The 23,258-nt window shown below is 45.7% G+C and carries 24 protein-coding genes; 12 read left to right on the top strand and 12 right to left on the bottom strand.

The features are described 5' to 3' along the window. The first annotated feature begins 185 nt into the window (after positions 1-185). From Nant_RS07015 to phaR, 3 genes are all read left to right on the top strand, one after another. Positions 186-1,343, top strand: a complete 1,158-nt coding sequence (locus tag Nant_RS07015) for an MFS transporter (protein ID WP_076495946.1) — start codon at positions 186-188, stop codon at positions 1,341-1,343. A 76-nt stretch (positions 1,344-1,419) separates the two neighbouring features. Next, entirely contained in the window at positions 1,420-1,674 is a 255-nt protein-coding gene (locus Nant_RS07010; protein WP_054340927.1) for a DUF6489 family protein, read from the top strand. 27 nt (positions 1,675-1,701) lie between these two features. Continuing rightward, positions 1,702-2,262, top strand: coding sequence for a polyhydroxyalkanoate synthesis repressor PhaR (phaR, locus tag Nant_RS07005; protein ID WP_238377089.1), 561 nt, complete (start codon positions 1,702-1,704; stop codon positions 2,260-2,262). An 80-nt stretch (positions 2,263-2,342) separates the two neighbouring features. On the opposite strand, the gene phaC is transcribed toward phaR, so the two are convergent. The 4 genes from phaC to Nant_RS06985 all read right to left on the bottom strand — a co-directional run bounded on the left by phaC (position 2,343) and on the right by Nant_RS06985 (position 6,688). Next, positions 2,343-3,413 carry a class III poly(R)-hydroxyalkanoic acid synthase subunit PhaC gene (phaC, locus tag Nant_RS07000; protein ID WP_054340926.1) on the bottom strand — a complete coding sequence of 357 codons (1,071 nt, stop codon included), beginning with the start codon at positions 3,411-3,413 and terminating at the stop codon, positions 2,343-2,345. Further along, positions 3,400-4,392 carry a poly(R)-hydroxyalkanoic acid synthase subunit PhaE gene (locus Nant_RS06995; RefSeq protein ID WP_054340925.1) on the bottom strand — a complete coding sequence of 331 codons (993 nt, stop codon included), beginning with the start codon at positions 4,390-4,392 and terminating at the stop codon, positions 3,400-3,402. The genes phaC and Nant_RS06995 overlap by 14 nt, the downstream gene beginning before the upstream one ends. 81 nt (positions 4,393-4,473) lie before the next feature. After that, on the bottom strand, positions 4,474-5,340 hold the full coding sequence (locus Nant_RS06990) for a LysR family transcriptional regulator (RefSeq protein WP_054340924.1): 867 nt from the start codon (positions 5,338-5,340) through the stop codon (positions 4,474-4,476). Positions 5,341-5,488: 148 nt separating this feature from the next. Next, on the bottom strand, positions 5,489-6,688 hold the full coding sequence (locus Nant_RS06985; protein ID WP_054340923.1) for a YbfB/YjiJ family MFS transporter: 1,200 nt from the start codon (positions 6,686-6,688) through the stop codon (positions 5,489-5,491). A 98-nt stretch (positions 6,689-6,786) separates the two neighbouring features. Between Nant_RS06985 and Nant_RS06980 the strand changes: the two genes are divergently transcribed. After that, the gene (locus Nant_RS06980) at positions 6,787-7,641 is read left to right on the top strand and encodes a LysR family transcriptional regulator (RefSeq protein ID WP_054340922.1); all 855 of its coding nucleotides are present in this window, start codon (positions 6,787-6,789) and stop codon (positions 7,639-7,641) included. Between the two features lie 41 nt (positions 7,642-7,682). Here Nant_RS06980 and Nant_RS06975 read toward each other — a convergent pair whose 3' ends face one another. The 5 genes from Nant_RS06975 to arsC form a co-directional block, all read right to left on the bottom strand. Further along, positions 7,683-8,606 (bottom strand): LysR family transcriptional regulator, encoded by a 924-nt coding sequence (locus Nant_RS06975; protein ID WP_054340921.1) that lies wholly within the window; start codon positions 8,604-8,606, stop codon positions 7,683-7,685. A gap of 224 nt (positions 8,607-8,830) precedes the next feature. Continuing rightward, entirely contained in the window at positions 8,831-10,543 is a 1,713-nt protein-coding gene (locus tag Nant_RS06970; RefSeq protein WP_054340920.1) for a SufS family cysteine desulfurase, read from the bottom strand. Between the two features lies 1 nt (position 10,544). Next, entirely contained in the window at positions 10,545-10,940 is a 396-nt protein-coding gene (locus Nant_RS06965) for a DUF2069 domain-containing protein (protein ID WP_054340919.1), read from the bottom strand. A 23-nt stretch (positions 10,941-10,963) separates the two neighbouring features. Then, the gene (wrbA, locus tag Nant_RS06960) at positions 10,964-11,605 is read right to left on the bottom strand and encodes an NAD(P)H:quinone oxidoreductase (protein ID WP_274378325.1); all 642 of its coding nucleotides are present in this window, start codon (positions 11,603-11,605) and stop codon (positions 10,964-10,966) included. Then, positions 11,606-11,956 carry an arsenate reductase (glutaredoxin) gene (gene arsC / locus Nant_RS06955; protein ID WP_054340917.1) on the bottom strand — a complete coding sequence of 117 codons (351 nt, stop codon included), beginning with the start codon at positions 11,954-11,956 and terminating at the stop codon, positions 11,606-11,608. A 128-nt stretch (positions 11,957-12,084) separates the two neighbouring features. Here arsC and Nant_RS06950 point away from each other — a divergent pair, with 128 nt between their 5' ends. Together Nant_RS06950 and Nant_RS06945 are read left to right on the top strand one after the other, a co-directional pair. Then, positions 12,085-13,311: a virulence factor BrkB family protein gene (locus Nant_RS06950; RefSeq protein WP_054340916.1), complete on the top strand. Its 1,227-nt coding sequence runs from the start codon at positions 12,085-12,087 to the stop codon at positions 13,309-13,311. Between the two features lie 29 nt (positions 13,312-13,340). Continuing rightward, a complete protein-coding gene (locus tag Nant_RS06945; protein ID WP_054340915.1) occupies positions 13,341-13,631 on the top strand; it encodes an acylphosphatase in 291 nt (96 codons plus the stop codon). Positions 13,632-13,751: 120 nt separating this feature from the next. Here the strand turns inward: Nant_RS06945 and Nant_RS06940 are convergent, their stop codons facing one another. Next, positions 13,752-14,264 (bottom strand): 2-thiouracil desulfurase family protein, encoded by a 513-nt coding sequence (locus Nant_RS06940; protein ID WP_054340914.1) that lies wholly within the window; start codon positions 14,262-14,264, stop codon positions 13,752-13,754. 364 nt (positions 14,265-14,628) lie between these two features. Between Nant_RS06940 and Nant_RS06935 the strand changes: the two genes are divergently transcribed. The 5 genes from Nant_RS06935 (at position 14,629) to Nant_RS06915 (ending at position 19,241) form a co-directional block, all read left to right on the top strand. Continuing rightward, the gene (locus tag Nant_RS06935; RefSeq protein WP_054340913.1) at positions 14,629-15,774 is read left to right on the top strand and encodes a CaiB/BaiF CoA transferase family protein; all 1,146 of its coding nucleotides are present in this window, start codon (positions 14,629-14,631) and stop codon (positions 15,772-15,774) included. A 123-nt stretch (positions 15,775-15,897) separates the two neighbouring features. Beyond that, the gene (locus Nant_RS06930; protein WP_054340912.1) at positions 15,898-17,544 is read left to right on the top strand and encodes an AMP-binding protein; all 1,647 of its coding nucleotides are present in this window, start codon (positions 15,898-15,900) and stop codon (positions 17,542-17,544) included. A gap of 40 nt (positions 17,545-17,584) precedes the next feature. Then, on the top strand, positions 17,585-18,004 hold the full coding sequence (locus Nant_RS06925) for a PaaI family thioesterase (RefSeq protein WP_054340911.1): 420 nt from the start codon (positions 17,585-17,587) through the stop codon (positions 18,002-18,004). 20 nt (positions 18,005-18,024) lie between these two features. Beyond that, positions 18,025-18,444: a PaaI family thioesterase gene (locus tag Nant_RS06920; protein WP_054340910.1), complete on the top strand. Its 420-nt coding sequence runs from the start codon at positions 18,025-18,027 to the stop codon at positions 18,442-18,444. Between the two features lie 2 nt (positions 18,445-18,446). Next, the gene (locus Nant_RS06915) at positions 18,447-19,241 is read left to right on the top strand and encodes an alpha/beta fold hydrolase (protein ID WP_238377088.1); all 795 of its coding nucleotides are present in this window, start codon (positions 18,447-18,449) and stop codon (positions 19,239-19,241) included. Between the two features lie 35 nt (positions 19,242-19,276). Here the strand turns inward: Nant_RS06915 and Nant_RS06910 are convergent, their stop codons facing one another. Both Nant_RS06910 and Nant_RS06905 read right to left on the bottom strand, forming a co-directional pair. Further along, positions 19,277-19,891, bottom strand: a complete 615-nt coding sequence (locus Nant_RS06910; RefSeq protein WP_054340909.1) for a response regulator transcription factor — start codon at positions 19,889-19,891, stop codon at positions 19,277-19,279. After that, on the bottom strand, positions 19,891-21,411 hold the full coding sequence (locus tag Nant_RS06905) for a PAS domain-containing sensor histidine kinase (protein ID WP_054340908.1): 1,521 nt from the start codon (positions 21,409-21,411) through the stop codon (positions 19,891-19,893). The genes Nant_RS06910 and Nant_RS06905 overlap by 1 nt, the downstream gene beginning before the upstream one ends. Before the next feature lie 209 nt (positions 21,412-21,620). Here Nant_RS06905 and Nant_RS06900 point away from each other — a divergent pair, with 209 nt between their 5' ends. Beyond that, positions 21,621-23,255, top strand: a complete 1,635-nt coding sequence (locus Nant_RS06900) for an acyl-CoA synthetase (RefSeq protein ID WP_054340907.1) — start codon at positions 21,621-21,623, stop codon at positions 23,253-23,255. Positions 23,256-23,258 lie beyond the last annotated feature (3 nt).

Raw genomic sequence — 23,258 nt, 5'->3', positions numbered from 1 at the left:
GCAGTACAAAACACAACCGGTTAGACTATTACTATCCGCTTTTTATAGGCTATCTTTAATACATTATTTTAAAAAAATGTCTCTGATTGGGTTCGCTTTATGGGTGCTTGCAGGGGGCTTATTATGCAGCGCCTATGCCTCTTGATGTACTGCTTACTCGCTAATCAATTTTCCGGTTAATTCTCTTGCCTTATATACGTCTTTCAGGTTTCTATTTTTTCTACTTTGCCCTGCTCGGTGCAATGATTCCTTATTGGTCGCTTTATCTTAAATCACTTGATTTTAGTGCTGAGACTATAGGGCTGCTGATGGCGACCCTGCATTTATCGAGGATTTTTTCTCCTGCTTTATGGGGTTGGATAGCGGACAGAACAGGTCACAGAATACGAATAATTCGTATCGGTGCATTATTAACCTGGGTTGTATTTATTGCCGTTTTTTGGCAAACCTCGGCACTCGGCATCGGCCTGGTTATGCTGGGATATAGTTTTTTCTGGAATGCAGTGTTGCCACAGTTTGAAGTCGTCACTCTCAATTATTTAGGTTCACAACAGGAAAAATACAGCCAGATAAGGTTATGGGGTTCGGTTGGTTTTATCATTGCTGTTCTGCTTTTGGGGTATGCGTTAGATAGTATTTCTGTTGACTGGATACCCATCATTCTTTTTGTGTTGATGATCCTGATCTGGGTGAATTCACTGCTGATCCCCTCAGTCAGGGTGTCTGTTATAGCTGAAGAAGTCGAAGTGGTTAGTTTTAAGCAGTTAATGTTGACGCCGCAGGTTGTCGCTTTTTTTGTCATTACATTATTGATTCAGTTTTCACATGGCCCTTATTACACTTTTTTCAGTTTAATGATGCAGAAACTAGAGTACACACGTAGCCAAATAGGCATGCTCTGGTCGTTGGGTGTAGTGGCTGAAGTGGCTATCTTTGTTGTGATGCATTCTTTGATTGCCCGTCTTGGGCTGCGCTTGATTATGATAATAAGCCTTTTTCTGTGTATTGTGCGTTGGAGTTTACTGGCATTGTGGCCGGAAAAATTACTCTTGGTGATTGTTGCTCAGATCCTTCATGCAGCAACATTCGGGAGCTTACATGCCGTTGGTATTACACTTGTTCACTATTATTTCCCCGATAGTATGAAGGGTAGAGGGCAGGCGATTTTCTCCAGTATTGGGTTTGGCCTGGGAGGGACGTTGGGCGCTATAGTCGCAGGGCTTTTATGGGAAAGTCAGGGAGCTGCGGTTGCATTTGGCGTTGCCGCTCTCGCATCAGTTGTTGCGATCATGTTGGCATATGTATGGATTCATCCGGAAAAAGTGCAGCAAAATAGCCGTTAATATTTTGCACTGCGGTAGGTATCGCTATATAGTTATAAGTAGTCTTATATTCTGTGATATCAAAAAGGGTTATGACATGAATTTTAAAGTTGATATAGAGATGACGCCGAGTGAATTGCGTCAGGTCATGGGGCTACCAGATGTTGCTTCGCTTCAGGAAGAAGTGATAAAAAAAATCAGGGAAAAAATGGATACAGGAGCAGAAGGATATGATCCGCTGACGCTTATGAAGCCTTATATCACAAACAGTGTTGGATCTATGGAGTCTTTCCAGAAACTAATAATGAATATGATGCAGGGTTATAATAAATCCGATAATAAAAAAAGTTAATAACTACCCAATACCCATGATATAGCAGTGAAAGAGAGAGATAACACGTTGCGCATTCTTCGAAAATATACCAATCGACGCCTTTATGACACTTCACGCAGTTGTTACGTCACACTGGAAGATGTAAAAGAACTGGTTTTAAGCAGCGAAGTATTTCAAGTTCTTGACTCTAAGACAGGTAATGACTTAACGCGGAATATTCTCCTCCAGATTATCAGTGAACAGGAGGGTGATGGACATGGGACGTTATTAACCAATCAGGTTTTACAACAACTGATTCGGTTTTATGGCGATAGCATGCAGGGCATGATGAGTCAGTATCTGGAGCAAAGTATCGCTTCTTTTCTGGAGCATCAGGACCGGATAAAAGAACAGATGCAAACAATGATGGGCGTGGCTAATCCTCTCACTATGATGAACAGCTTTACTGATCGCAATATGGCTGTATGGAAAATGTTTCAGCCTACTGCCACTGAAGCTGAAGCAGCAAAAGAAGCTGAAGCCGCAACAGAAGCTGCTAAAAAAGCAGATGTTGAAGTAAGTGATTCGTCAAAGCTTAAAAGTACAAAAAAGACAGCGGATAAGTAAAAGTCTGTCAATAGCGTCATCATGCAAGGGCAGTAAGTATACTGCCTTTCTTCTTGCTACTTACCTGCCTACTTACTTAACTACTCTCTACTAAGTAGCCACTTATTGATGGCTGAAGGCACGATAGCTTGTGATTTTCCGCTAACAAAAACCCCAATATGACCGGCTTTAATCTCCAGTGTTTGGTAGTCATTAGTGCCAATATGATCCGCTAATGCTAAGGAAGCATCTGGGGGGACCAGATGATCATAGGAGCCATAGATATTCAATACAGGTTGTCGGATGTTAGCTAACCTGACGGGGTAACCTCCGATTGAAATCTCATCTTTTATTAAACGATTTTCCTGAAAAAACCATTTAATAAATTCTCTAAAAGCTTCGCCTGCCTGGTCAGGGCTATCATAAATCCACTTTTCCATTCTTAGAAAACTAAGCGCACGTTCCGGGTCTTTTAAATGGTTAGGCATCCCAAGGTTTTTCTGGATGCCAAGACGCATAGGCATCAGTGAACTATAAGCCTCATTCAGCATTTCTCCTGGAATATTGCCGTACGTTGATACTGCCAGATCCACATCGACAGAGCGTGCTAACAAGCTTAGAAGATTGGTCTCTGTCTGAAAATCGACAGGCGTGACCATAGTGATAAGGTTTTTAATTTTATGAGCATGAATTGCTGTGTAGCAAAGACTCAGTGTGCCTCCCTGGCATATACCCAGTAGGTTAGTTTGTTGTGATTCAGCATGCCCACAAACCTGATCTACGCAGTTATTAAGGTACTCATTCACATAGTCATCAAGATCAAGAAAGCGGTCAGCAGGATCCGGGTAGCCCCAGTCGATCACATATACATCCAGGCCTAGTTTGTTCAGCGATTTTAGTAGAGACCGCTCAGGTTCTAAATCGATCATGTACCAACGATTGACGAGCGCATAACTGATGAGTAGTGGGGTAGAGCAGCGTTGGCTAAGATTTCTATCGCCTGGGAAAAAAAGGAGTTTAAGTTTGTCTTGAGAAAATATCTCAATCCCTTTGGATTGGCCAACGTCAATATCGGTAATTGTTTGAAGTGTGTCATAACTGTGTTCAAGTTTCTGACTAAGCTCGATGAGTTCTTCCTGTATTTTTTCAGGATCGAGTTTAAGATTTTTCATCGGTATCAGCCATAGTAGTGCTAACGGTAAGGGGTGTTAGCTTAGTGAGTTCATCTCTCAGATTTGAAACATCTTCTGACAGTTGTTTAATGGCAGAACTTATTTCAGATAATGGATATTGATGACTGCTACTCTGTAATGAAGTAAGTGTTCGGTTTATCTGTCGCATCTCTTTACGCAATGTATGTTGGCGCTGTAATGCTGTATCCAGGCCTTTGCGTGTGACTAAGCCTGTCGCCTCAAAATAAGTATCACGTATATCCTGAGAATATTTACGTAGCTGCATGATAGCATTAGATATTCTTCCGTGGCTGCCTTGATATTCTGCAGTATAAAGCAGATCTGAATAGGCATGCTCATAACAATCAACCCAGGTATCATGCAACTCACCCAATGTTTCGATGATCTTCGAACCTTCTGTCAGTTCTATGAGTAATGCCTGGGTCGCGTTTTGGTTGATTTGGCTATACTGCTGAATATATGCGCCCAGTGCTTCTTGGTATTCCAGTAAAAACTTTATCCCGTCGCGGATGTTCTGCTGAAACTCATGGGAAGCCCCGGTAGACGGAAGATTAAGTAAGCCTTTCAATCCATTTGGATAGGGGTTCTCAAACAGCATGTCATCTTGAACACTATGAGTATGAAATAGTGCCGCAATATTTTCAGGTAACTGCCATTGTTTAAGCAGCGCTTCGCCGGTTTGCTGATGAACATAATCCCGGAATTGATTCAGCGTCTCTTCGATCCCGTGTGGGAGAGGGGGCTGTTGGATTTGATCAAGGATGTTGTTGCCAAATTGTAAAAAATCGGTGGTTTGTGAAGCGAGAATAGCTGCCACTCTGGCCATATCGCGAGACTCAAGAGGCGGAGCTTTTTTTGCAGGTTCTTCCTGTGCCGTTTGCGCATTGATCCATTGCTTTAACAGGTCTTGCTGTTGCTGAAGGAGCGCTTGTATCGGTTCTTTTGTATCACTTGACACGCGTCTACCTCAGGTCATGCATAATATTTAATAAGTTTAATGGAGCGGTCTTTGATTATGAACAGTTATTATGAATAACAATTATGAACAAGATAGCATCTCTACTAGCTTGCTGGCTGCATTAGATAATGTTCTGTCCCGGTGATATATATAGCCTAATTGACGCTGAATAGGCTCTGAACCTGTATTTAACACCTTTAATGAGTCATCTATCATCGTTTCGGGTAATAGGCTCCAGCCTAACCCAATACTGACCATCATACGAATGGTATCAAGATAATTAGTCGACATAGTGATATTAAGGTCGAGTGATTTTTTCCTGAATTGTTCTGCGACAATCTGATGGGTGAAAGTTTTAGCGCCGGAAAGAATGGCCGCGTAGTGAGTAAGCTCCTCCAGGCTAACGATTGATTTACTGGCGAGAGGGTGGTCACGAGACACGACATACTGTAATTGATCGACCCAGATGGCCTGTGAAAAAATAGTAGGATCTGGCTGAGGTGAAAGCGTGATCAGAGCTAGTTCCAGATCACCGTGAAGCACACCATCATAGGCAATTTCTGACTCATCAAAGCGCAGGTTGAGCTGTACATCAGGATATTTTTTTGTAAAGGCCCGAAGGATCGGCGGTAAGCGATGCAAGCTAATATGGTGGCTGGCAGCAAGAGACAGAGGACCATGAACGACACCAGAGAGATTCCCCATGGAGCGTCCAGCATCCTTGATAGCGCTTAGAATCGTTTTGGCGCGGGGTAATAGTTCACGTCCGGCTTCTGTTAAGGTGACTTTTCTGCTTATTCTGTCGAACAGCTTCTGATTCAGCTGGTCTTCAAGTAATGCGATGCGTTTGCTGACGGCTGATTGTGTAATATACAGTTGTTGAGCCGCTAATGAGAAAGAATGGCTTTCTGCCACCGCAATAAAAGCCGATAACGTATTGGTGTCCATAGTTTCCTGCTGTTTACTTCACTAATATAACGGCCTGATAAAGTAACACATCTGAGGGCTTCTGGTGAGAAAATGGAATCTGCTGAACAAACAAGAGTGATCACAACACCTGATAACAGTCTTGATAAAATCGTCTACAGATTATCATTCATGCGGCGTCTAGTGTTTTAATACTTTGGTTTTCTGTGCTGATGAGTATAAGCAAGATGAGTGTGCCAATAACCATCATACCTGCAGCCATGATTAATCCCCCGACATAATCACCACTTTGCTCTGCCATCATGCCCGCCGCCGCCGGCGCAATAATCTGAGCGACACCATACGATAATGTTAGCTTACCCATTAGTTTGGCGGGTTTTGTCGGATAAAAACGGCCAGCCATTGTTAATACCAGACTGACGATACCGATAAAAGTACCACCATAAAGTACTGCGCTGATCATTGCACCCGCGAGCGATTCGTAAAATATGGGTACAATAATACCCAGAATATGAATGATGTAACACAATAGGAGAGCATAAAGTGTCCCTGCTTTTCGCGCTATGCGTTCCCATACAAGAACAGCAGGAATCGCGGTTAAACCGAGTACCAGCCAGACTTGTTCTCCCATACCTTGCAAGCCCGGTAGACGTTCAACCATAGCGACCGTAAATGTTGCGCTGATCGAGTAGCCAAAGCCGGCACAGAAATAGGATGCCATCATTAGCCATAAAAATCGCACGCTGGGCGGGTGGTCCTGCAAGGCCTGTCCGGCAGTTGTTACCGTGCCATTATGAGGCCGTGGTAACCAGCGCCATGCAGGTATCGCCATTACAATGGCGGCCGCACCAAGTAGCAACCATTGTTCACGCCAATTAAAATGATTAATCATTAGGTCTACCGCAATAGCGGTGAACACAATACCGAGGCCCATGCCTGTAAAGTGAATGCCTAATTCCCTGCGAAAATGATGTCGCATCAACCAGTTCAGCACTAAACCAGAGCCAATCAGTAAGCCTGCAGCGCTGCTCAGCCCGGCGAAAAATCGCATGACAGCCCATAACAGCGTATTTTCGGCCAATGCCATACCGGCGGTAGTAATAATGGCGATAATTAACCCTGCACGATATAAACGGTCTTTGACCATCAGGTCACTAATCGATGCTGCAATCAGTGCTCCGCACATGTAGCCTGCGTAATTAATGGCAGCCAGCCAGCCAGCACTCAGATCATTAAGTAGTGTTTCATTCTGCATGATAGGAATAAGTGGCGTATAAGCAAAACGTGCTACGCCAAGCAGTAATATCAGACTAATAACGCCGGCAGCCAGTACAAAGTACTTTTCCCGAATGTCTGTGCTCGTTTTCATGTAATCGTCCTTTTCTATTTCCATCAGGCTAATGTGAGTTTAGTATCAATACAAATGATATTTTAAGAACTGATCGTTCTGTTTTGGAGATATAAATAATGGAGCTTCTCGGCTTGGCAACATTTCGGGCTGTGGTTGATGAAGGAGGCGTACTAGCGGCTTCAAAAATTCTGCATACGGTGCAATCAAATGTGACTACACGTATCAAACGGCTTGAAGAGGAGGTTGGTGCTGATCTTTTTGTCCGTTCCGGTAGAAGTTTATCGCTGACACCGGCAGGTAGAGTGCTGCTTAAATATGCGAGACAAATGTTGCAACTCGAGCGTCAGGCTCGACTAGCTGTTAAGCAGGTGATGGATCAGGGCGGTGAGGTAAGAATAGGCACGATGGAAAGCTTTGCAGCGATTCGTTTGCCTTATATGTTGCTGCGGTTACATCAGGCCTGTCCGAGTATTGAGGTGAAAGTACAAACAGATACATCGCATGCATTGATACAGGCCGTGTTAAAGCATGAGCTGGATTGCGCCTTCATTGGTGGGCCTTTTGATCATCCTGACCTGGTGACTCAGGCAGTCGCTTACGAAGAGTTGGTGGCGGTAAAAAGTAAGGTAATACAACGGTCAGACACACTGATTGTGTTCCGTGAAGGCTGTACCTATCGTGAGCGGGCTTTGCAATGGCAACGGCAGCATGTGAGCCAATTCGATGTAATGGAAATGGGTACACTGGAAGGGATTCTTGGTTGTGTTGCATTCGGTCTGGGGGTTACATTAATGCCCAGATCGGTGATTGAACAAAGTCAGTATAGAGATCGATTAGTGTGTGTGGAACTTGTGTCAGAGCTGGCGATTATTCCAACGCTGTTAATTCGTCACAAAAATCTGCCTATACTACCAGGCATGGACGTGTTGGCTGAGGCCTTCATAGACACGGCTGTCCAGCCGTGTCTATGAAGCAAGCCTACAGCTATATTTAAGGAGGGAGGTGTTAATGCTCAGCTATGATTATGAGTGGATACGGGAGTGACCATCTGCTCGTTTACCCACGGGTGATCACCGATCATTTCCATCATGTGGTCTATAAAAAGGCGAACTTTGGGGTTGAGGTGCCTCCGACTTGGATAGAGAGCATGCACTTCTATCGGCGGAGAGGCATAATCGCTTAAAACTTCAACTAACTCACCACGGTTTACACAGTTGCGACAGAAAACCCTAGGCATTCTGGCAACACCCATATTCTGCAATAATACTTCACGAATAAAGCTGATGCTATTGGCTTTGAGTTGCCCTTTAACTTCTACAGGTTCGTGCCAATTATCAAATTCCCAATATTCAACGGCTTTCAGGATGCCGTAGCATTCATGATTTTGGAGGTCATCGGGTGTTTTGGGTGTGCCCTGTTTTGTCAGGTAGGCAGGGGACGCATATAGCCCTCGTGATACCGTAGCCACTTTTCTTGCAATCAAACTTGAATCGGCCAGCTCGCCAACCCTGATAGCTAAATCTATACCTTCTTCAATCAGATCGATAACGCGCGTACTCAGCTCTACTTCAAGCATGATCTGCGGATAGCGCTGCATAAATGTACTTACGATTTCGTTCATCATGAAGACGCCGAGTTCTGATGGCATGGTGATTCTTAATCGTCCACGAGGATTGTTTTGCGTGGCGGATAGATGGTCTTTAGCGGAATCCAGTTCGTTGATCAGTGGTTGGCAGCGTGCAAAGAGCTCTTCACCGTCGTCAGTGAGCTTAAGTTTGCGCGTGGTTCTTTGCAGTAAACGGACGCCTAAATCATCTTCTAGCTGAGCGATGCGGCGGCTGATAGTTGATTTTTGGATACCTAAACTTTCAGCTGCAGACGTGAAACTCCCTGTTTCAACAATACGAATAAAAAGGCTTATATCATTGAGATTCATGGTGTCGTCGCTATGCTAAAAGTGAATGGATCAGTGGAGTCGGATTAGATTACTAGTTTAACACACTGATTTATTGGTTGTTTTGTCTATTGTGTAAGCTGCAAACTGAACTTGGCAGAAGCGATCTTCTGTTATTGCTGAGTAAATATCAAGACTTAAACCCGCCGGGTAGCCTGTCGGGCTTAACGCTGATCAATTACCGACGAACCTGAAGATGAGGGCTGCTATTCGCCTTGCAGGGTGAGTTGTTTGATTGTGTCGACGATGGCCTGAACACCATTGGTTCTCGATGGACCCAGATAATGATAAAGATCACATGATTCTAACAGCTGTTGGGTATCAATCAATTGCAGATTTTCGCGGGTTTTGTTTTGTATGACTGAAAGGAGCAGGCAGATTATTCCACGCATCAAACGTGCATCCGAATCGGCAGCAAATTTCCAGGAATGGTCAGGCTGTTGTGCTGCTATTAACCAGACATTAGATTCACAGCCGCTGACTTTATTTTGCTGCGATTTATAAGCGGCAGGGAGCTCAGGCAGATAGTTGCCCGCACTCAATAGAGTGTCGAATCTAGCCTGCCAGTTTTTAGCCGATTGTAATCTGCTGATTAGCTGTAAATCATCAGTAGGTTCAAAATAGGTGATGCTGCTTTTTAGGTCGGTAGCTCGCAGATCCACAGCAGGGGTCAAATTGACATTGAGCAGTTGAGCAATACTTTGCTGCAGCACTTCTGCAAAGCGTTCCACTTCAGTCGCCGTATTATAAAGCGCAAAGGAGGCTCGCACGGTGCCATCGCAACCAAGATATGCCATTAAGGGCATAGTGCAATGGTGACCACTACGAATCGCAATGCCAGACTGGTCTAGTAGTGTAGCCAAGTCCTGATGATGAACGCCTGCTACGGTAAAGGAGAGAATGCCGACATTCTCCGGCTCAGCCGCTAGGATGGTTAGCCCATCAATTTTCTGACAGAGAGTGGAAGCGAGTTGTCTGAGTTGCTTTTCGTGTGCTGATATCGCCGCACGATCCAGACTGTCAAGATAACGGAGCGCCTCGGCCATCGCGATAGCATCGGCAATGGGAGGTGTGCCTGCTTCAAATTTGAAGGGTAGACGGTTAAATGTCGACCCTGAAAAACTGACCTTTTCGATCATTTCTCCGCCAGATTGCCAGGGGGGCATTGCTTCCATCAATACTTTACGTCCCCATAGCACACCAATACCGGTAGGGCCGTAGCATTTGTGGCCTGAAAAAACATAAAAGTCGCACCCAATCTTTTGCACATCAACCACTTCGTGAGCAGCCGCTTGAGCACCATCAATGATGACAGTCGCGCCCACCATTTTAGCGAGATGTGTTATTTCGATAACAGGGTTAATAATCCCCATCGCATTAGATACATGGGTAATCGATACTATTTTGGGATGATGTTTATTGAGTAAGTTTTTATACGCGACGAGATCAAGTTCGCCTTTTTGTGTAAGTGGAATAGGCAGTACCTGTGCCTGCTTTTTGTCTGCTATCTGTTGCCACGGAACAATATTGGCATGATGCTCCATCATAGAAACCAACACTGTATCGCCTGCGCAAAGCACTGAATCCGCATAGGACTGAGCGATAAGATTGATCCCTTCCGTAGCGCCGCGTGTCCAGATTATCTCTGCTGTATCGGTAGCATTTATAAACTGCGCTACGGTTTCGCGTGCGGCTTCAAATTCACTGGTGGCGCGGTTAGAAAGTGTATGCGAGCCTCGGTGGACATTGCTGTTATTGAGTTTGTAAAAACGTGAGAGCGCATCAATAACACAGCGGGGCTTGTGTGTTGTGGCAGCGTTATCAAGATAGATCAACGGTTGGCCATTGATCTTACTTGAGAGTATCGGAAAGTCGCGGCGTATTTTAGAGGGATCGAAGCCTTTAACGGGATTCAGCATATTAGTTAGACGCTTGCTCTGCTTCATGAGATAAACGAGCAAACTGGCTTCCCCAGCGTGCGTAAAGCATGGCGGACGTAAATAAAGTAGTCACCAGCGCTGTGTAAAACAGACCAAATGTGCGTGTTTCAACGCTGGTGGTTACCGCCAGTATCGCTTCGATAAAATAGAGTAACAACACAAAACAAAGCCAGGCATGGCTGCGCGGATTGCCCGACAAAATTGACGGAATGAAACCCGCCAACGGCAATACATGGACGGCCCAGATTACCCAGAGTTTACCGGTTCCAAGTGGATGAAATACCATAAACCAGAGCGTAAATAGAACCATGAGGCCGATATAGCTGGCGATGCTGGTGACGCGAGTTATTCGGGCTTTTTTGCGTAAAGAATCCATCAGGTGTCCTGTGATGTTATTGGTCAGTCGCTGCAGAGCGTTGTGCTAGAGAGTTTTTTGGCCAGTATAGCAAGCCGTTTGCCCTGTGCCTGGCAGAGTAGAATCTCGTCCTTGTCCAGCGCGCGCTTGCTGTCTTTGCCGGCTACATGCGTCGCGCCATAAGGCGTGCCGCCAGACTGCGTAGTCAGCAACGTAGTTTCGCTATAAGGAATGCCTGTAATCACCATTCCATGATGCAATAACGGCAGCATCATGCTGAGTAGTGTTGTTTCCTGTCCGCCATGTAAGCTGGAAGTTGAGCTGAAAACGCTGGCGGGCTTGCCAATCAAGCCGCCCGACATCCAGATACCGCTGGTCGAATCAATAAAATATTTTAAGGCGGCTGCCATATTGCCAAAGCGAGTAGGGCTGCCTAATGCCAGGCCTGCGCATTGGCTTAAATCGTCCTCACTGCAATAAAGAGCACCCTCGTCGGGGATAGCAGCTGCCGTTGCTTCGCAGACAGTGGAAATAGCCGGTACGGTACGCAGACGTGCTTCCATACCCGCTTGCTCTACACCGCGTGCAATCTGTTGTGCCATATGTCGGGTAGCGCCGTGCGTACTGTAATAAAGCACTAAAACATACGGGGCTGGGTGTTGAGGTTTTGAAGCTGGGGATGTCACTTACATAATCTCCAATACAGACTCAGGAGGGCGTCCGATGCGTGCCTCATTGCCTTTAATAACAATCGGTCGTTCAATGAGTTTTGGATGAGCGATCATGAGCGCAATAATCTGATCGTCTGTAAGATCCGGGTTATTCAGGTCATTGTCTTTATATTCCTGCTCGCCTTTACGCAGCAACTGACGCGGGCCGATATTAAGTGACGCTAGAATCTGCGTGAGCTCGTCTGCACTGGGGACATCCTTCAAATACTCGCGCACTACAGGCTCAACTCCCTGTTCTTTGAGCAGTTCAAGTGTCTGTCGTGACTTTGAACAACGTGGATTATGATAGATTGTCACTTGGCTCATAATGATTTCCCGTGCAAACTGTTGTAAAACAGCGATTAAGCTAAATAAGTCGCTATTGTATACTTCTCGGAAGTCGCAACAAAGGTCGCTATACAATTTCTATAAAGATTACTGCAAGGAGCTGCTTGATGAGTGGGTTACTAGATGCGCCGGTTATACGGTTTTTACGTTATCTTTTTCGCCAGTTTTGGGGTAATGGTGGGGTGATTAATGCCTCAGCACTAACCTATACAACCTTGTTTGCCGTCGTCCCTTTGATGACGGTTTCATTTGCGATGCTGGCGGCTATACCAACCTTCCAGGGTGTAGGTGAGCAGGTTCAGAGCTGGGTATTCAGTAATTTTGTACCCGCGACAGGTGCCGTTATTCAGGATTACCTGAAAGATTTTATTAACCAAGCACAAAAATTGACCGCCATCGGGGTAGGGTTTTTGGTGATCACCTCCATCATGATGATGCGTAATATTGAAGTGGCTTTTAATCGGATTTGGCGCGTGTCGGATCAGCGCAAAGGGATGTCCAGTTTCTTATTGTATTGGGCTATTCTTAGTTTGGGACCGATTCTTATCGGGCTCGGAATTCTTGTGTCATCTTATATAGCATCTCTCTCGCTTATCTCCGATGCGACCAATCTTGTGGGACGCTCCCGATTGCTGACCTTTCTTCCTGTCGTTATGTCAGCGGCGGCGTTCACGCTGCTTTATGCCGCTATACCCAACTGTAAGGTGCCGCTTAAAAATGCATTTATTGGTGGCGTTGTTGTTGCTGTTTTATTTGAAAGTGCCAAACGTGGCTTTGCTTTTTACGCGGTACAGTTCCCCTCGTATGAGCTTATCTATGGTGCTTTTGCCGCGATTCCCTTGTTTTTAGTCTGGATATTTATTTCCTGGTTTATCATTCTGATGGGGTGTGAATTAACACGGGCGCTGACGGTGTACCAGTCGTTAGACAGGAAGCGTGAAAAATCGCACCTGCATACCATCGTGGGTATTCTGCATCGTTTGTGGGAAGGGCAACAGACAGGGCAGGCATTATCGGATGAGCAGTTACTGCAACAGGTGGATGGATTAGAGCAATCCAGTTGGGATCAGTACGTTCAATTACTATTGCAAGAAGATATTATCAGGCGAACAGACCAGGGCGAATATTTGCTATCGAGACGCCTGGGGGCATTCACCTTATATGATTTATGCCAGCGTTTACCGTGGCCAATTCCCGAACCATTACAAACGTCGGGCACTGATAAGATGTGGCAAATAAATCTGGATAAGCATCTTAGTGAAGTTAAAAAAATGCAAAATAGCGAACTTAATGTTTCGCTGGAGCTTCTGTTTGCTGAGTTTGAGCAGCAATAATTAATATCGGGTATCAGGGGAAGTAACGCGTGACTAAAATCTGTATAAATGCCCATGTTAGCGGCAGTGTTCAGGGTGTGTGGTTCAGAAAGTCGACGCAAGATGTGGCGCTTTCGCATGGCTTAACGGGATGGGTGAGAAATCTCCCTGACGGGCGGGTAGAGGTGATGATGTGCGGCGAAGGGAATGCTGTCAGGCAGGTTGAAGCCTGGCTGTATAAAGGCCCCGAATTGGCTAACGTTGTTGATGTGCATTCAGAGCAATTAGTGTATGAAAATGTTCATGAAGGCTTTGTAATAAATGATGATGCGGATTGTTAGCCTAAAGGCTCGCGTCTGATAAGTCCTGAGCATTGCTAATCTGAGCCCAACTAAGAAGTTGGCCCAGCCGATTCCAATCTATTGTCTCGCTGGGGTTGTTGGCCGTGATGTTAGCGGCGTTTAACGTGTTCCAGAATGAGGATTATTAGAATTGGGATCCTCAGGTGTTTCCTGCATGGTGATAAATTCTATCAAATGATCAATTTCACGTTCATTGAAAACAGGAATGCCGTGTCGCAGTAATTCTGCAGCGGTAACGCCATTGCAAGGTGTCAATGTATTGTTAAACTCACCATTATAGGTTTCACGATTTCCACAAGATGGGCTTCTGCTTTTAAGTAGAGCGCAGCAAGCCCCCGTTTCTTTCGCTTTTTCTACTGCTAATTCTGCGCCATGTAAAAATTCAGGGGTTACATCGTCTCCCTGAATATTAACCACCATGACTGGGTGGCGAGAGGTGATCTCAGAAGGTAGGCGCGGAATAGCCAGGCCACCAGCGATTTCAGGACAAAAAGGTACAATCCGTCCTTCTTGCTGCCATTTTTGGATTTGAGGGTGCTGTAACAAGCTGTGTTGACCGTCGTATCTTACTTTTTGACCTAAAAAGCAGGCACTCACGAGTATTTTTTTCATTATTATAAGGTTCTCGAGTTTGTCTGGACGGCATTCTAACGTCTATAGCTCAGAGTGCAATGTTATAAGCTTATAAATTTTCTCTTAATTACATAAAAATAATATAATCTCTGCTTAAACTTCTATTCAGCATGTTCTTCTAATGTGTTGATTTTAATTAATTAAATAACGAAATATGACGTATACGTAAGGGAATGTATTAATAGTTCTTTACGTTTACGTAAAATGAAGATATATAATTAAGGGTATATACCTAATAAAAAGGCGACTATGGCTTTATCGTTCTCTGAAGAGCAGCAAATGATGAAATCATGTCAGGTCATTGCGAATGGGTTAGCGCTACAGATTAATAGGTGATTTATTGATGCGACCATTAGAAGGATTAAAAGTACTCGATTTTTCAACCCTGCTGCCAGGGCCTTATGCGACGATGTTATTGGCGGATATGGGCGCTGATATTTTGCGCATAGAGTCTCCTTCCAGACCTGATTTGGTGAGAACAATGGAGCCTCAGATTGCGGGTCAGTCTGCAGCCTTTGAGTATCTTAATCGTGGTAAACGTTCGCTGGGCATCAACCTTAAACACAAGCAAGCGGTTAGCATCGTACATGCGTTATTGGCTGATTATGATGTGCTGGTTGAGCAGTTTCGTCCCGGTGTTATGGCGCGTCTTGGTCTGGGATATGAGGCGTTGTCACGAATAAATCCTCGCCTGATTTATTGTTCAATTACTGGTTATGGCCAATCAGGCCCGTATCGGGATCGTGCAGGGCATGATATTAACTATCTGGCCCTCAGTGGTATTTCGGCATGCTCGGGTAAGCAGTCCACTGGTCCGCTTTTATCGGGTGTACAAATTGCGGATGTTGCTGCGGGCTCTCAACCGGCTGTAATGGCGATTTTAGCGGCCGTTATTCAGCGCTCTATCACAGGGGAAGGGCAGTTTATTGATATTGCTATGAGTGACCAGTGCATGGCGTTGCAACCGCTGATGATGCCGGGTGTTACCAATGGACATGCCGCTATCGGTGCGCAAGAGCATTTTCTGAATGGGGCTGGCGTTTATGATTATTATGCCACAGCAGATGGTCTTTATATGGCGGTTGGCAGTTTAGAGCCGCAGTTTCGTCAGCGATTAGTGGAGGCGCTGGGTCACCCTGAATGGCTGGCCGAGCCTGATGATATTTTAAAGGATCATCTGCGTCATACTTTTATCCAGCAAAAACAAGACGTGTGGGTGCGGTGTTTCAGTGAAATAGACGCCTGTGTTGAACCTGTATTGTCGATGTCTGAGGCGTTAGTTCATCCTCATGCGTTAGCGCGTCAATTAGTAGCAGAAAACTCAGCAGGTGTGAAGCAAGTCAGGCCAACGCCTTTACTGGCGGGTATGGATAGGCATTCTGTGCCTGCAGCCCCGTTGTGTGGGCAAGATAATCAACAGATATTAGCGCAGCTCGGCATGACGCCCGAAATGATTGCTGAAATGGAAACAGCAGGTTTATTTACATAGCGGTTCGTATATGAATTTTTAAAGCAGCACCTTTATAACGGATAATTTAGGTGAACAGTTTAGGTGAATAGGTTAGGCGAATAGTTAAAAGCTGATAATAATGATAATAAAGAGAGGCCTGAAATGAGCATTAGGGATTATCAATCATTTTATAACAACTTCACGCCGGCATTAGTGGAAGCCAGGCTGATCGGCAGTCTTAAGGAGGGTTTTAACGTATGCGAAGAGATTTGCGATCGTTGGGCTGGCTCTTGTTCTGATTCTGGTGCTGATCGTGTCGGGTTGTTTTATGAAGCTGCCGAGCGTTCATCCTCGCAACATACGTATGTTGAATTGAAAGAGAAGTCGGCAAGGTTTGCAAATTTTCTGGCTTCGCAGGGTATTGGTAAGGGAGACCGGGTGGCTGCTTTATTGCCTCGTACGCCTGAGTTGATGATCGTTATTCTGGGTACGTTACGCGCCGGTGCGGTTTATCAGCCGCTCTTTACTGCGTTTGGGCCGGGTGCAATAGAATACCGCTTGGCAACCGCTAAAACAAAGCTGGTGGTTACTGATGCAACTAACCGCAGCAAACTAGATGAAGTGAAAGGTTGCCCTCTTATTTTGATGGTCGGGGATGCTCGGGAAGGCGACCTGTTATTAACGGATGAAATGGCAAAGCAACCCGACGAATTTGAACCGGTGCGTATCGGTGCAAATGAGCCATTTTTACAAATGTTCACCTCTGGTACCGTGGGAAAAGCTAAAGGGGTGGCTGTGCCTGCTCGCGCTATCATGTCTTTCTATGTGTATATGCGTTATGCAATTGGACTACGTCCGGATGATGCTTATTGGAATGTTGCCGATCCGGGTTGGGCATACGGGCTTTATTATGCGGTTATCGGTCCAATGCTCATGGGTAATGGAACACATTTTAATGAGAATGGTTTTACGCCCGAAACAACTTATAAAATGATCCGCAAGTACGCTATTACCAATCTTGCCGCCGCGCCAACCGCTTATCGAATGCTGATGGCCAACGATGCGGTGCTGGCACCCGATGAATCGTTAGGGTTACGTGTGGCCAGTAGCGCTGGGGAGCCTTTAAATCCTGAAGTTATTAACTGGGTTCAGCGTCGTATGGGCTGTCCTGTTATGGATCATTACGGCCAGACTGAAACAGGCATGACATGTTGTAATCATCTTGATCTTGAACAGGCTATTGTGCGTGTGGGCTCAATGGGGTTTTCTTTGCCGGGGCACCATGTAGTGGTTTTGAGTGCTGATTTTGAGGAGTTAGGTGAAGGTGAAATTGGTCAGCTGGCGGTTGATGTAGACCAGTCACCTTTATTCTTTTTTCAGGGTTATACCTGGGGTGAAAAAGATCCGTTTAAAGGGCGTTATTACCTCACAGGCGATGTGGTTATGAGTCACGGTGATGGTAGCTATTCGTTCACTGGTCGCGATGATGACATTATTACCACGGCAGGTTATCGGGTAGGGCCTGCTGATGTAGAGAGCACTTTATTGGAACATGATGCCGTTATTGAGTCTGGTGTTATTGGTAAGCCAGACGCTTCTCGTGGTGCCATTATCAAGGCCTATGTTGTGATAAAACCACAATACGACCCTACTGTAGAATTGGCCGAAGAGCTAAAACAAAGGGTGCGTGATCGTTTGTCCACACATGCATTTCCTCGCGAAATCGAGTTCATTGACGAGTTGCCGAAAACCCCGAGTGGTAAAATTCAGCGATTCATATTACGTAACCAGGCACGCGATGAGGTTTAGCTTATCCGCAGATAAACCTTATTATTGAACCGGAGAAGGGATGAATTTACAACTTGATGAAGCCAGACGAATCTTTAGCGGCGCTCCGTTTATTACATCGCTTGGCTGCCAGTTGGATCAGTTAGACGCCGGTGTTTGCCACAGCCATATAATACTTGAGGACATGCATCAGCAGCAGGATGGATATGTGCATGCGGGCGTTCAGGCTACGTTGGCTGATCACAGCGCGGGAACAGCGGCGGTTACGCTGATCGATAAAGGTCAACGGGTGTTAACGGCTGAGTTTAAAATTAACTTACTGCGCGCAGCAAAAGGACAGCAGCTTATCTGCCGCAGTTCGGTGTTAAAGCCAGGAAGAGTGCTGATTATTGCAGAATCAGAAATTTACACCTTGCAGGCTGATAGCTCGCTTATCCTGGTGGCGAAAGCAACAGTGACATTAGCTGTCATTAATAATTAGAAAAAACAGCAGAGGGTTCTATGCCACAAGTTATGAATGTAGAAGAAATGCGCAGCTTTCTTGCAGAGCAGTTTCCGCAAGGGGATCAGTACGGTGTTCTTGAAGCGTTAGGTGATGGTTGGGCAGAAATGCATTTGCTGATTGATGATCAGCATTTACGCCCGGGTGGAACCGTATCTGGCCCTGCCATGATGGCCTTGGCTGATGTCGCTATGTATGCGGCGCTACTGAGTAAAATTGGCCCTGTTGCGCTGGCGGTGACCATTAATTTAAATATTAATTTTCTGCGTCGTCCTAAAGCGGATATGGATATTGTGGCGCGCGCAGAAACCTTAAAAGTAGGTAAGCGGCTGGGTGTGGGTGAGGTGTATATTACGTCACGCGGCGAAACTGATCCGGTAGCTCATGCCACCCTGACCTACTCAATTCCGGAGCGTTAAGCGTGGCTATTTCATGGAAAAATCAGCAGATTGATATGGGGCATGGCGTTATATTGTCGGTTCGCATAGGGCGGCATTCAGATGTTGATAGCAACCGACCGGTACTGCTTTTTTTGCACGAAGCGCTCGGTTGCATCGCTATGTGGAAAGACATTCCCGATCAGCTGGCGGCTGAAACAGGCTGTGATGTTGTTGTCTATGAGCGTCAGGGCTATGGATTATCGTCGACGATCACACTGCCTCGTGATGATGATTACCTAGTAGAAGAGGGCGAGGTGTGGTTGCCTCGATTAATCGATCGCTTAGCGCTTAAACGCGTCTTCCTTATCGGGCATAGTGATGGCGGTTCGGTGGCATTAATCGCTGCGGCGAGTATGCCTGAGCAGGTGTTAGGGGTAGTGACTGAAGCGGCGCATATCTATATTGACCATCTGACAACGGCGGGTATTGAAGAGGCTGTTGAGCGTTACCGTACAACTGACTTAAAGGATAAGCTGGCGAAATATCATGGAGAGCGAACTGATCTGCTATTTCGCGCCTGGCATGAGACCTGGTTGCGGCAACGCAAACAGCCCATGAATCTTCGTCCCTGGCTGCCGCGCATTCAGTGCCCCGCATTAATCATACAGGGAGAGGACGATAAGTATGGGGTGCCTGAGCAGGTTGCTGATATCTGTAAAGGAATTGGTGCACGTGCAGCGCCACTTTTTCTTTCAAAATGCGGACATGTTCCGCATTTTGAGGACAGAGAAAGGCTGGTCGCTGCAGTGGTCTGTTTTGTCGAAGAAAATCATTGAGGACTAAAGGCAGATTTAAAAGTCAGGTTAAATAACTAGACAGCATTAAGACGGTTAGACTGCTGTACTAAGTCAGGTAAGCTACCCGCCCGCATTTTACTCATGACACGAGCCCGATGAACCTCGACAGTTTTCGGGCTAATACCCAGATCTTCTGCTATTTCCCGATTGGATTTGCCGCTAACAACCAGCGCCATTACCTCTTTCTCGCGTTTGCTGAGCGAATCATAGCTGCTACGTGACTGATTGAACGCGACGTTGTCTTTGAACATTTCTGTGGCGCGTTGTAAACCCAGCTCAACCAGACGTAATAAAACTTCATCATCAAAGGGTTTTTCGATGAAGTCGAGTGCGCCATATTTCATGGCATTGACCGCCATAGGAATATCTCCATGACCGCTCACTACAATGATGGGTAGTTTAATGCCACGCTCAATCATGATTTGTTGTAATGCCAAACCATTGACTTCAGGCATGCGCACATCTAACAGCATGCATCCCATATCACCATTATAGCGATCGAGAAAATCATATGCAGAGGTAAATCCAATGACATGAAAATTGTCTGATTCGAGTAACCACTTCATAGAATCCCGAAAATCATCATCATCATCGACAATAAATACAGTGCCGCTTGCTCTTTGTGTCATCAACTTGTCCTTACCGGTACTTTGAATTGAAATTGCGTGCCGGTGTTACCATCGCTCTCTGCCCATAGCAGTCCGCCATGAGTTTCGATTATTGTTTGTGAAATCGCCAGGCCCATTCCCAAGCCTGTGGATTTTGAGGTAATGAAGGGTTCAAAAAGTGTCTTAAGCCCTTCAGCGGAAATCCCGTTACCGTCATCCTGAGCCGAGATGTAGATATAGCCGTTTTTAAGCTGGGTCGTAATAGTAACTGGGCGATAAGTTTGTTGGCTGTCGCTATAAGCCTCTATCGCATTGCGCAGTAGGTTCAATAATACCTGTTCAATCTGGATTTTGTCAGCTAATAGCTTGGGTTCAGCAGGGTCTAATTCAAAATTAAAGGTAATATTGTGGTCAGTTGCTTCCTGATTAAGAAATCCGACTACATCAATACAGGATTCATTGATTGAAAACTCGATACGCTGATAGTCGGTGCGTTTTACAAAACTACGCATGCGTTTAACGATATCGGCGGCACGCTTGGCCTGCTTGGTGATGAGTTGCATTGAATGCGCGATCTGCGGCAGGTTCGCTTCGTTGGAACCTTCTTCCAAACGTCTCAGACTGCCCCTGCAATAATTAAGAATGGCAGCCAGAGGTTGGTTTATTTCATGCGCAAGCCCGGTCGCCATTTCGCCAACAGACAATAAGCGGGACATATGTGCCATCTCCAGCTGTTGTCGTTTGGCTTGTTCTTCTGCTTTACGTTTCAGCGTGATATCGCGGCCGATAATAGAGTAGTACTCTACCTGCATATTTTCTGTGCGGTTACGGTGGGCAATGACTTCGCGAATTTCGGCAATTCTCTGATGATTCTCCGGCATTTTCAATGGGATGCTGCCGTACCAGGTGCCATGTTGAGCGGCATGGCTTAAGGCATCCTGAACCAATGTATTGAATATTTCATCATCAAAAATCTGATCAAGATAAAAAATCACGAGATTTTCTTTTTCGCTACCGAGTGTGCGGTAAGCTGATTCATTTAAATATGTCAGTTGCATTGATTCATGATTACAAAACATGATCAAATCACTAGATGCTTCTACAACGCGCGCGAGGCGTCGAATTGCCCTTTGTGCCATTTCACGCTCGGTAACATCACGTGAAACACAGATGATCTCTACGGGTGTTCCCTGATCATCACGGATAGTGCGGCTGGTCGTTTCAAGCCAGATATAATGGCCATCTTTATGGCGGTAGCGGTATGTGTTTGTGTACATGCCGCGTCGATAATGGACTGATTCTGTCCGTTTTATTAAATTATCGGCATCTTCCGGATGAAAAAGGTCATAACCTTTGGTGCCTATTATTTCATCTACCGTGTAACCCAGCACTCTTTCAACGGCAGGGTTTACGTCGATATACACCCATTCGGAGGTGGCTGAATGGCGTGAAATCATGTCGGTAGATTGTTCGGCCAGTAAGCGGTACCGATCTGCTTCTTCGCGGCATTTCTGAAGATCCTCAGCGGTGGTCTTCTGCATGTTCTCTCTCTTGTGCTGATCTGTTCTGTCTGCGTGACTAGACTGCGGCGCTAATAGTATGACTTTAGGCTATCTTGTGTAATAAGGGAAATTGCGTATCATAATAACTAAGTAAGGGTTTTTGCTTATTTATCGGCGTATTAGATGCTGCTACTGCACTCGCAAAGCCTTTAGGTGTTTATAACTCAACAGTGAGTGAAAAGGATAAGATGACAAATAATAACCACAATCCTTATATGATGGGTCTGGATAAGAATGCTGCTAACTATGCTGCTTTGAGTCCACTGTCATTTATTCAGCGTGCTGCCAGTGTTTATCCAAACCATGTAGCGGTAGTTCATCAGGACACGAAGCGTACGTGGGCTGAGACGTATACGCGGACGCTTAAATTAGCCAGCGCACTTGAAAAAAATGGTGTCGTCAAAGGGGATACTGTCGCGGTTATGGCGCCGAACTTACCAGAGCTATTTGAAGCACATTTTGGTGTGCCCATGGTAGGTGCTGTTTTGAATGCAATGAATACGCGCCTTGATGCGGAAGCTATTGCGTTTATCCTTCAGCACGGTGAAGCCAAAGTAATTATAGTCGACCGTGAGTTCTCTGAAGTGGTTTCCAGAGCGGTCAAAATGATTCAGCATAAGCCACTGGTTATCGATATCGATGATCCATACTACGACGGTGGTGAGCTGATTGGTGCGATGGATTACGAAGCATTTATTGCACAAGGTGAAAGTGATTACAGCTGGTCTCTCCCGGAAGATGAGTGGGATGCCATTACTCTGAACTATACGTCCGGTACTACGGGTAACCCTAAAGGTGTGGTTTATCACCACCGTGGTGCTTATCTTAATGCCGTCAGTAATTTAATTTCCTGGGATATGGGAGCGCATCCTGTTTATCTGTGGACGCTGCCGATGTTCCATTGTAATGGTTGGTGCTTTCCTTGGAGTTTGGCGGCGTGTGCGGGTGTAAGCGTATGTCTTCGCCATGTCCGTGCAGATGATATTTACAATGCGATCCGTAAGGATAAAGTAAATCATTTCTGTGGCGCGCCGATTGTGCTTAATATGCTGAATAATGCCACTGACGAAATGAAAGCAGACATCAACCATCAGGTTAAGGTAATGACCGCAGGCGCGCCACCACCTGCATCGGTTATCCAGGGGATGGAAGAGATGGGCTTTAAAGTCACGCATGTGTATGGCCTGACTGAAACGTACGGCCCTTCTGTTGTGTGTGCATGGCATGACGAGTGGAACGACAAAACTTCAGAAGAGCAGTCCCGACTCAAGTCACGTCAAGGTGTTAAGGTGCCTATGCAGGAAGGGCTGATGGTAGCTCATCCTGAAACGTTGGTGCCGGTGCCTCAGGATGGTAAAACCATCGGTGAGATTTTCATGCGTGGTAATCTCGTCATGAAAGGGTATTTGAAAAACCCAACCACCACCGATGAATCCTTTGAAGGTGGTTGGCTGCACTCGGGCGATTTAGCGGTATGGCATGCTGATGGGTATATTGATATCAAAGATCGCTCTAAAGATATCATTATCTCCGGCGGAGAGAATATCTCCAGTGTTGAAGTGGAAGATGTGCTTTATCGTCACCGCTCGATTATGGAAGCGGCCGTTGTTGCACAGCAGGACGAGAAATGGGGCGAGGTGCCTTGTGCCTTCATCAAGGTAAAAGAGGGTGAGGAGGTAACCGCCGAAGAAATTATCGCGTTCTGTCGCGATAATATGGCACGTTTCAAAGCGCCTAAAAAAGTTATTTTTGGCGATTTGCCAAAAACCTCGACCGGCAAAATACAGAAGTTCCTGTTGCGTGATCAGGCTAATGAAAAGTAAATA

This window comes from Neptunomonas antarctica (genome assembly GCF_001305295.1).
Taxonomy (GTDB): Bacteria; Pseudomonadota; Gammaproteobacteria; order Pseudomonadales; family Balneatricaceae; genus Neptunomonas; species Neptunomonas antarctica.
Note: the sequence above shows the minus strand (reverse complement) of the source record. Positions and strands in the feature narration are given on the sequence as shown.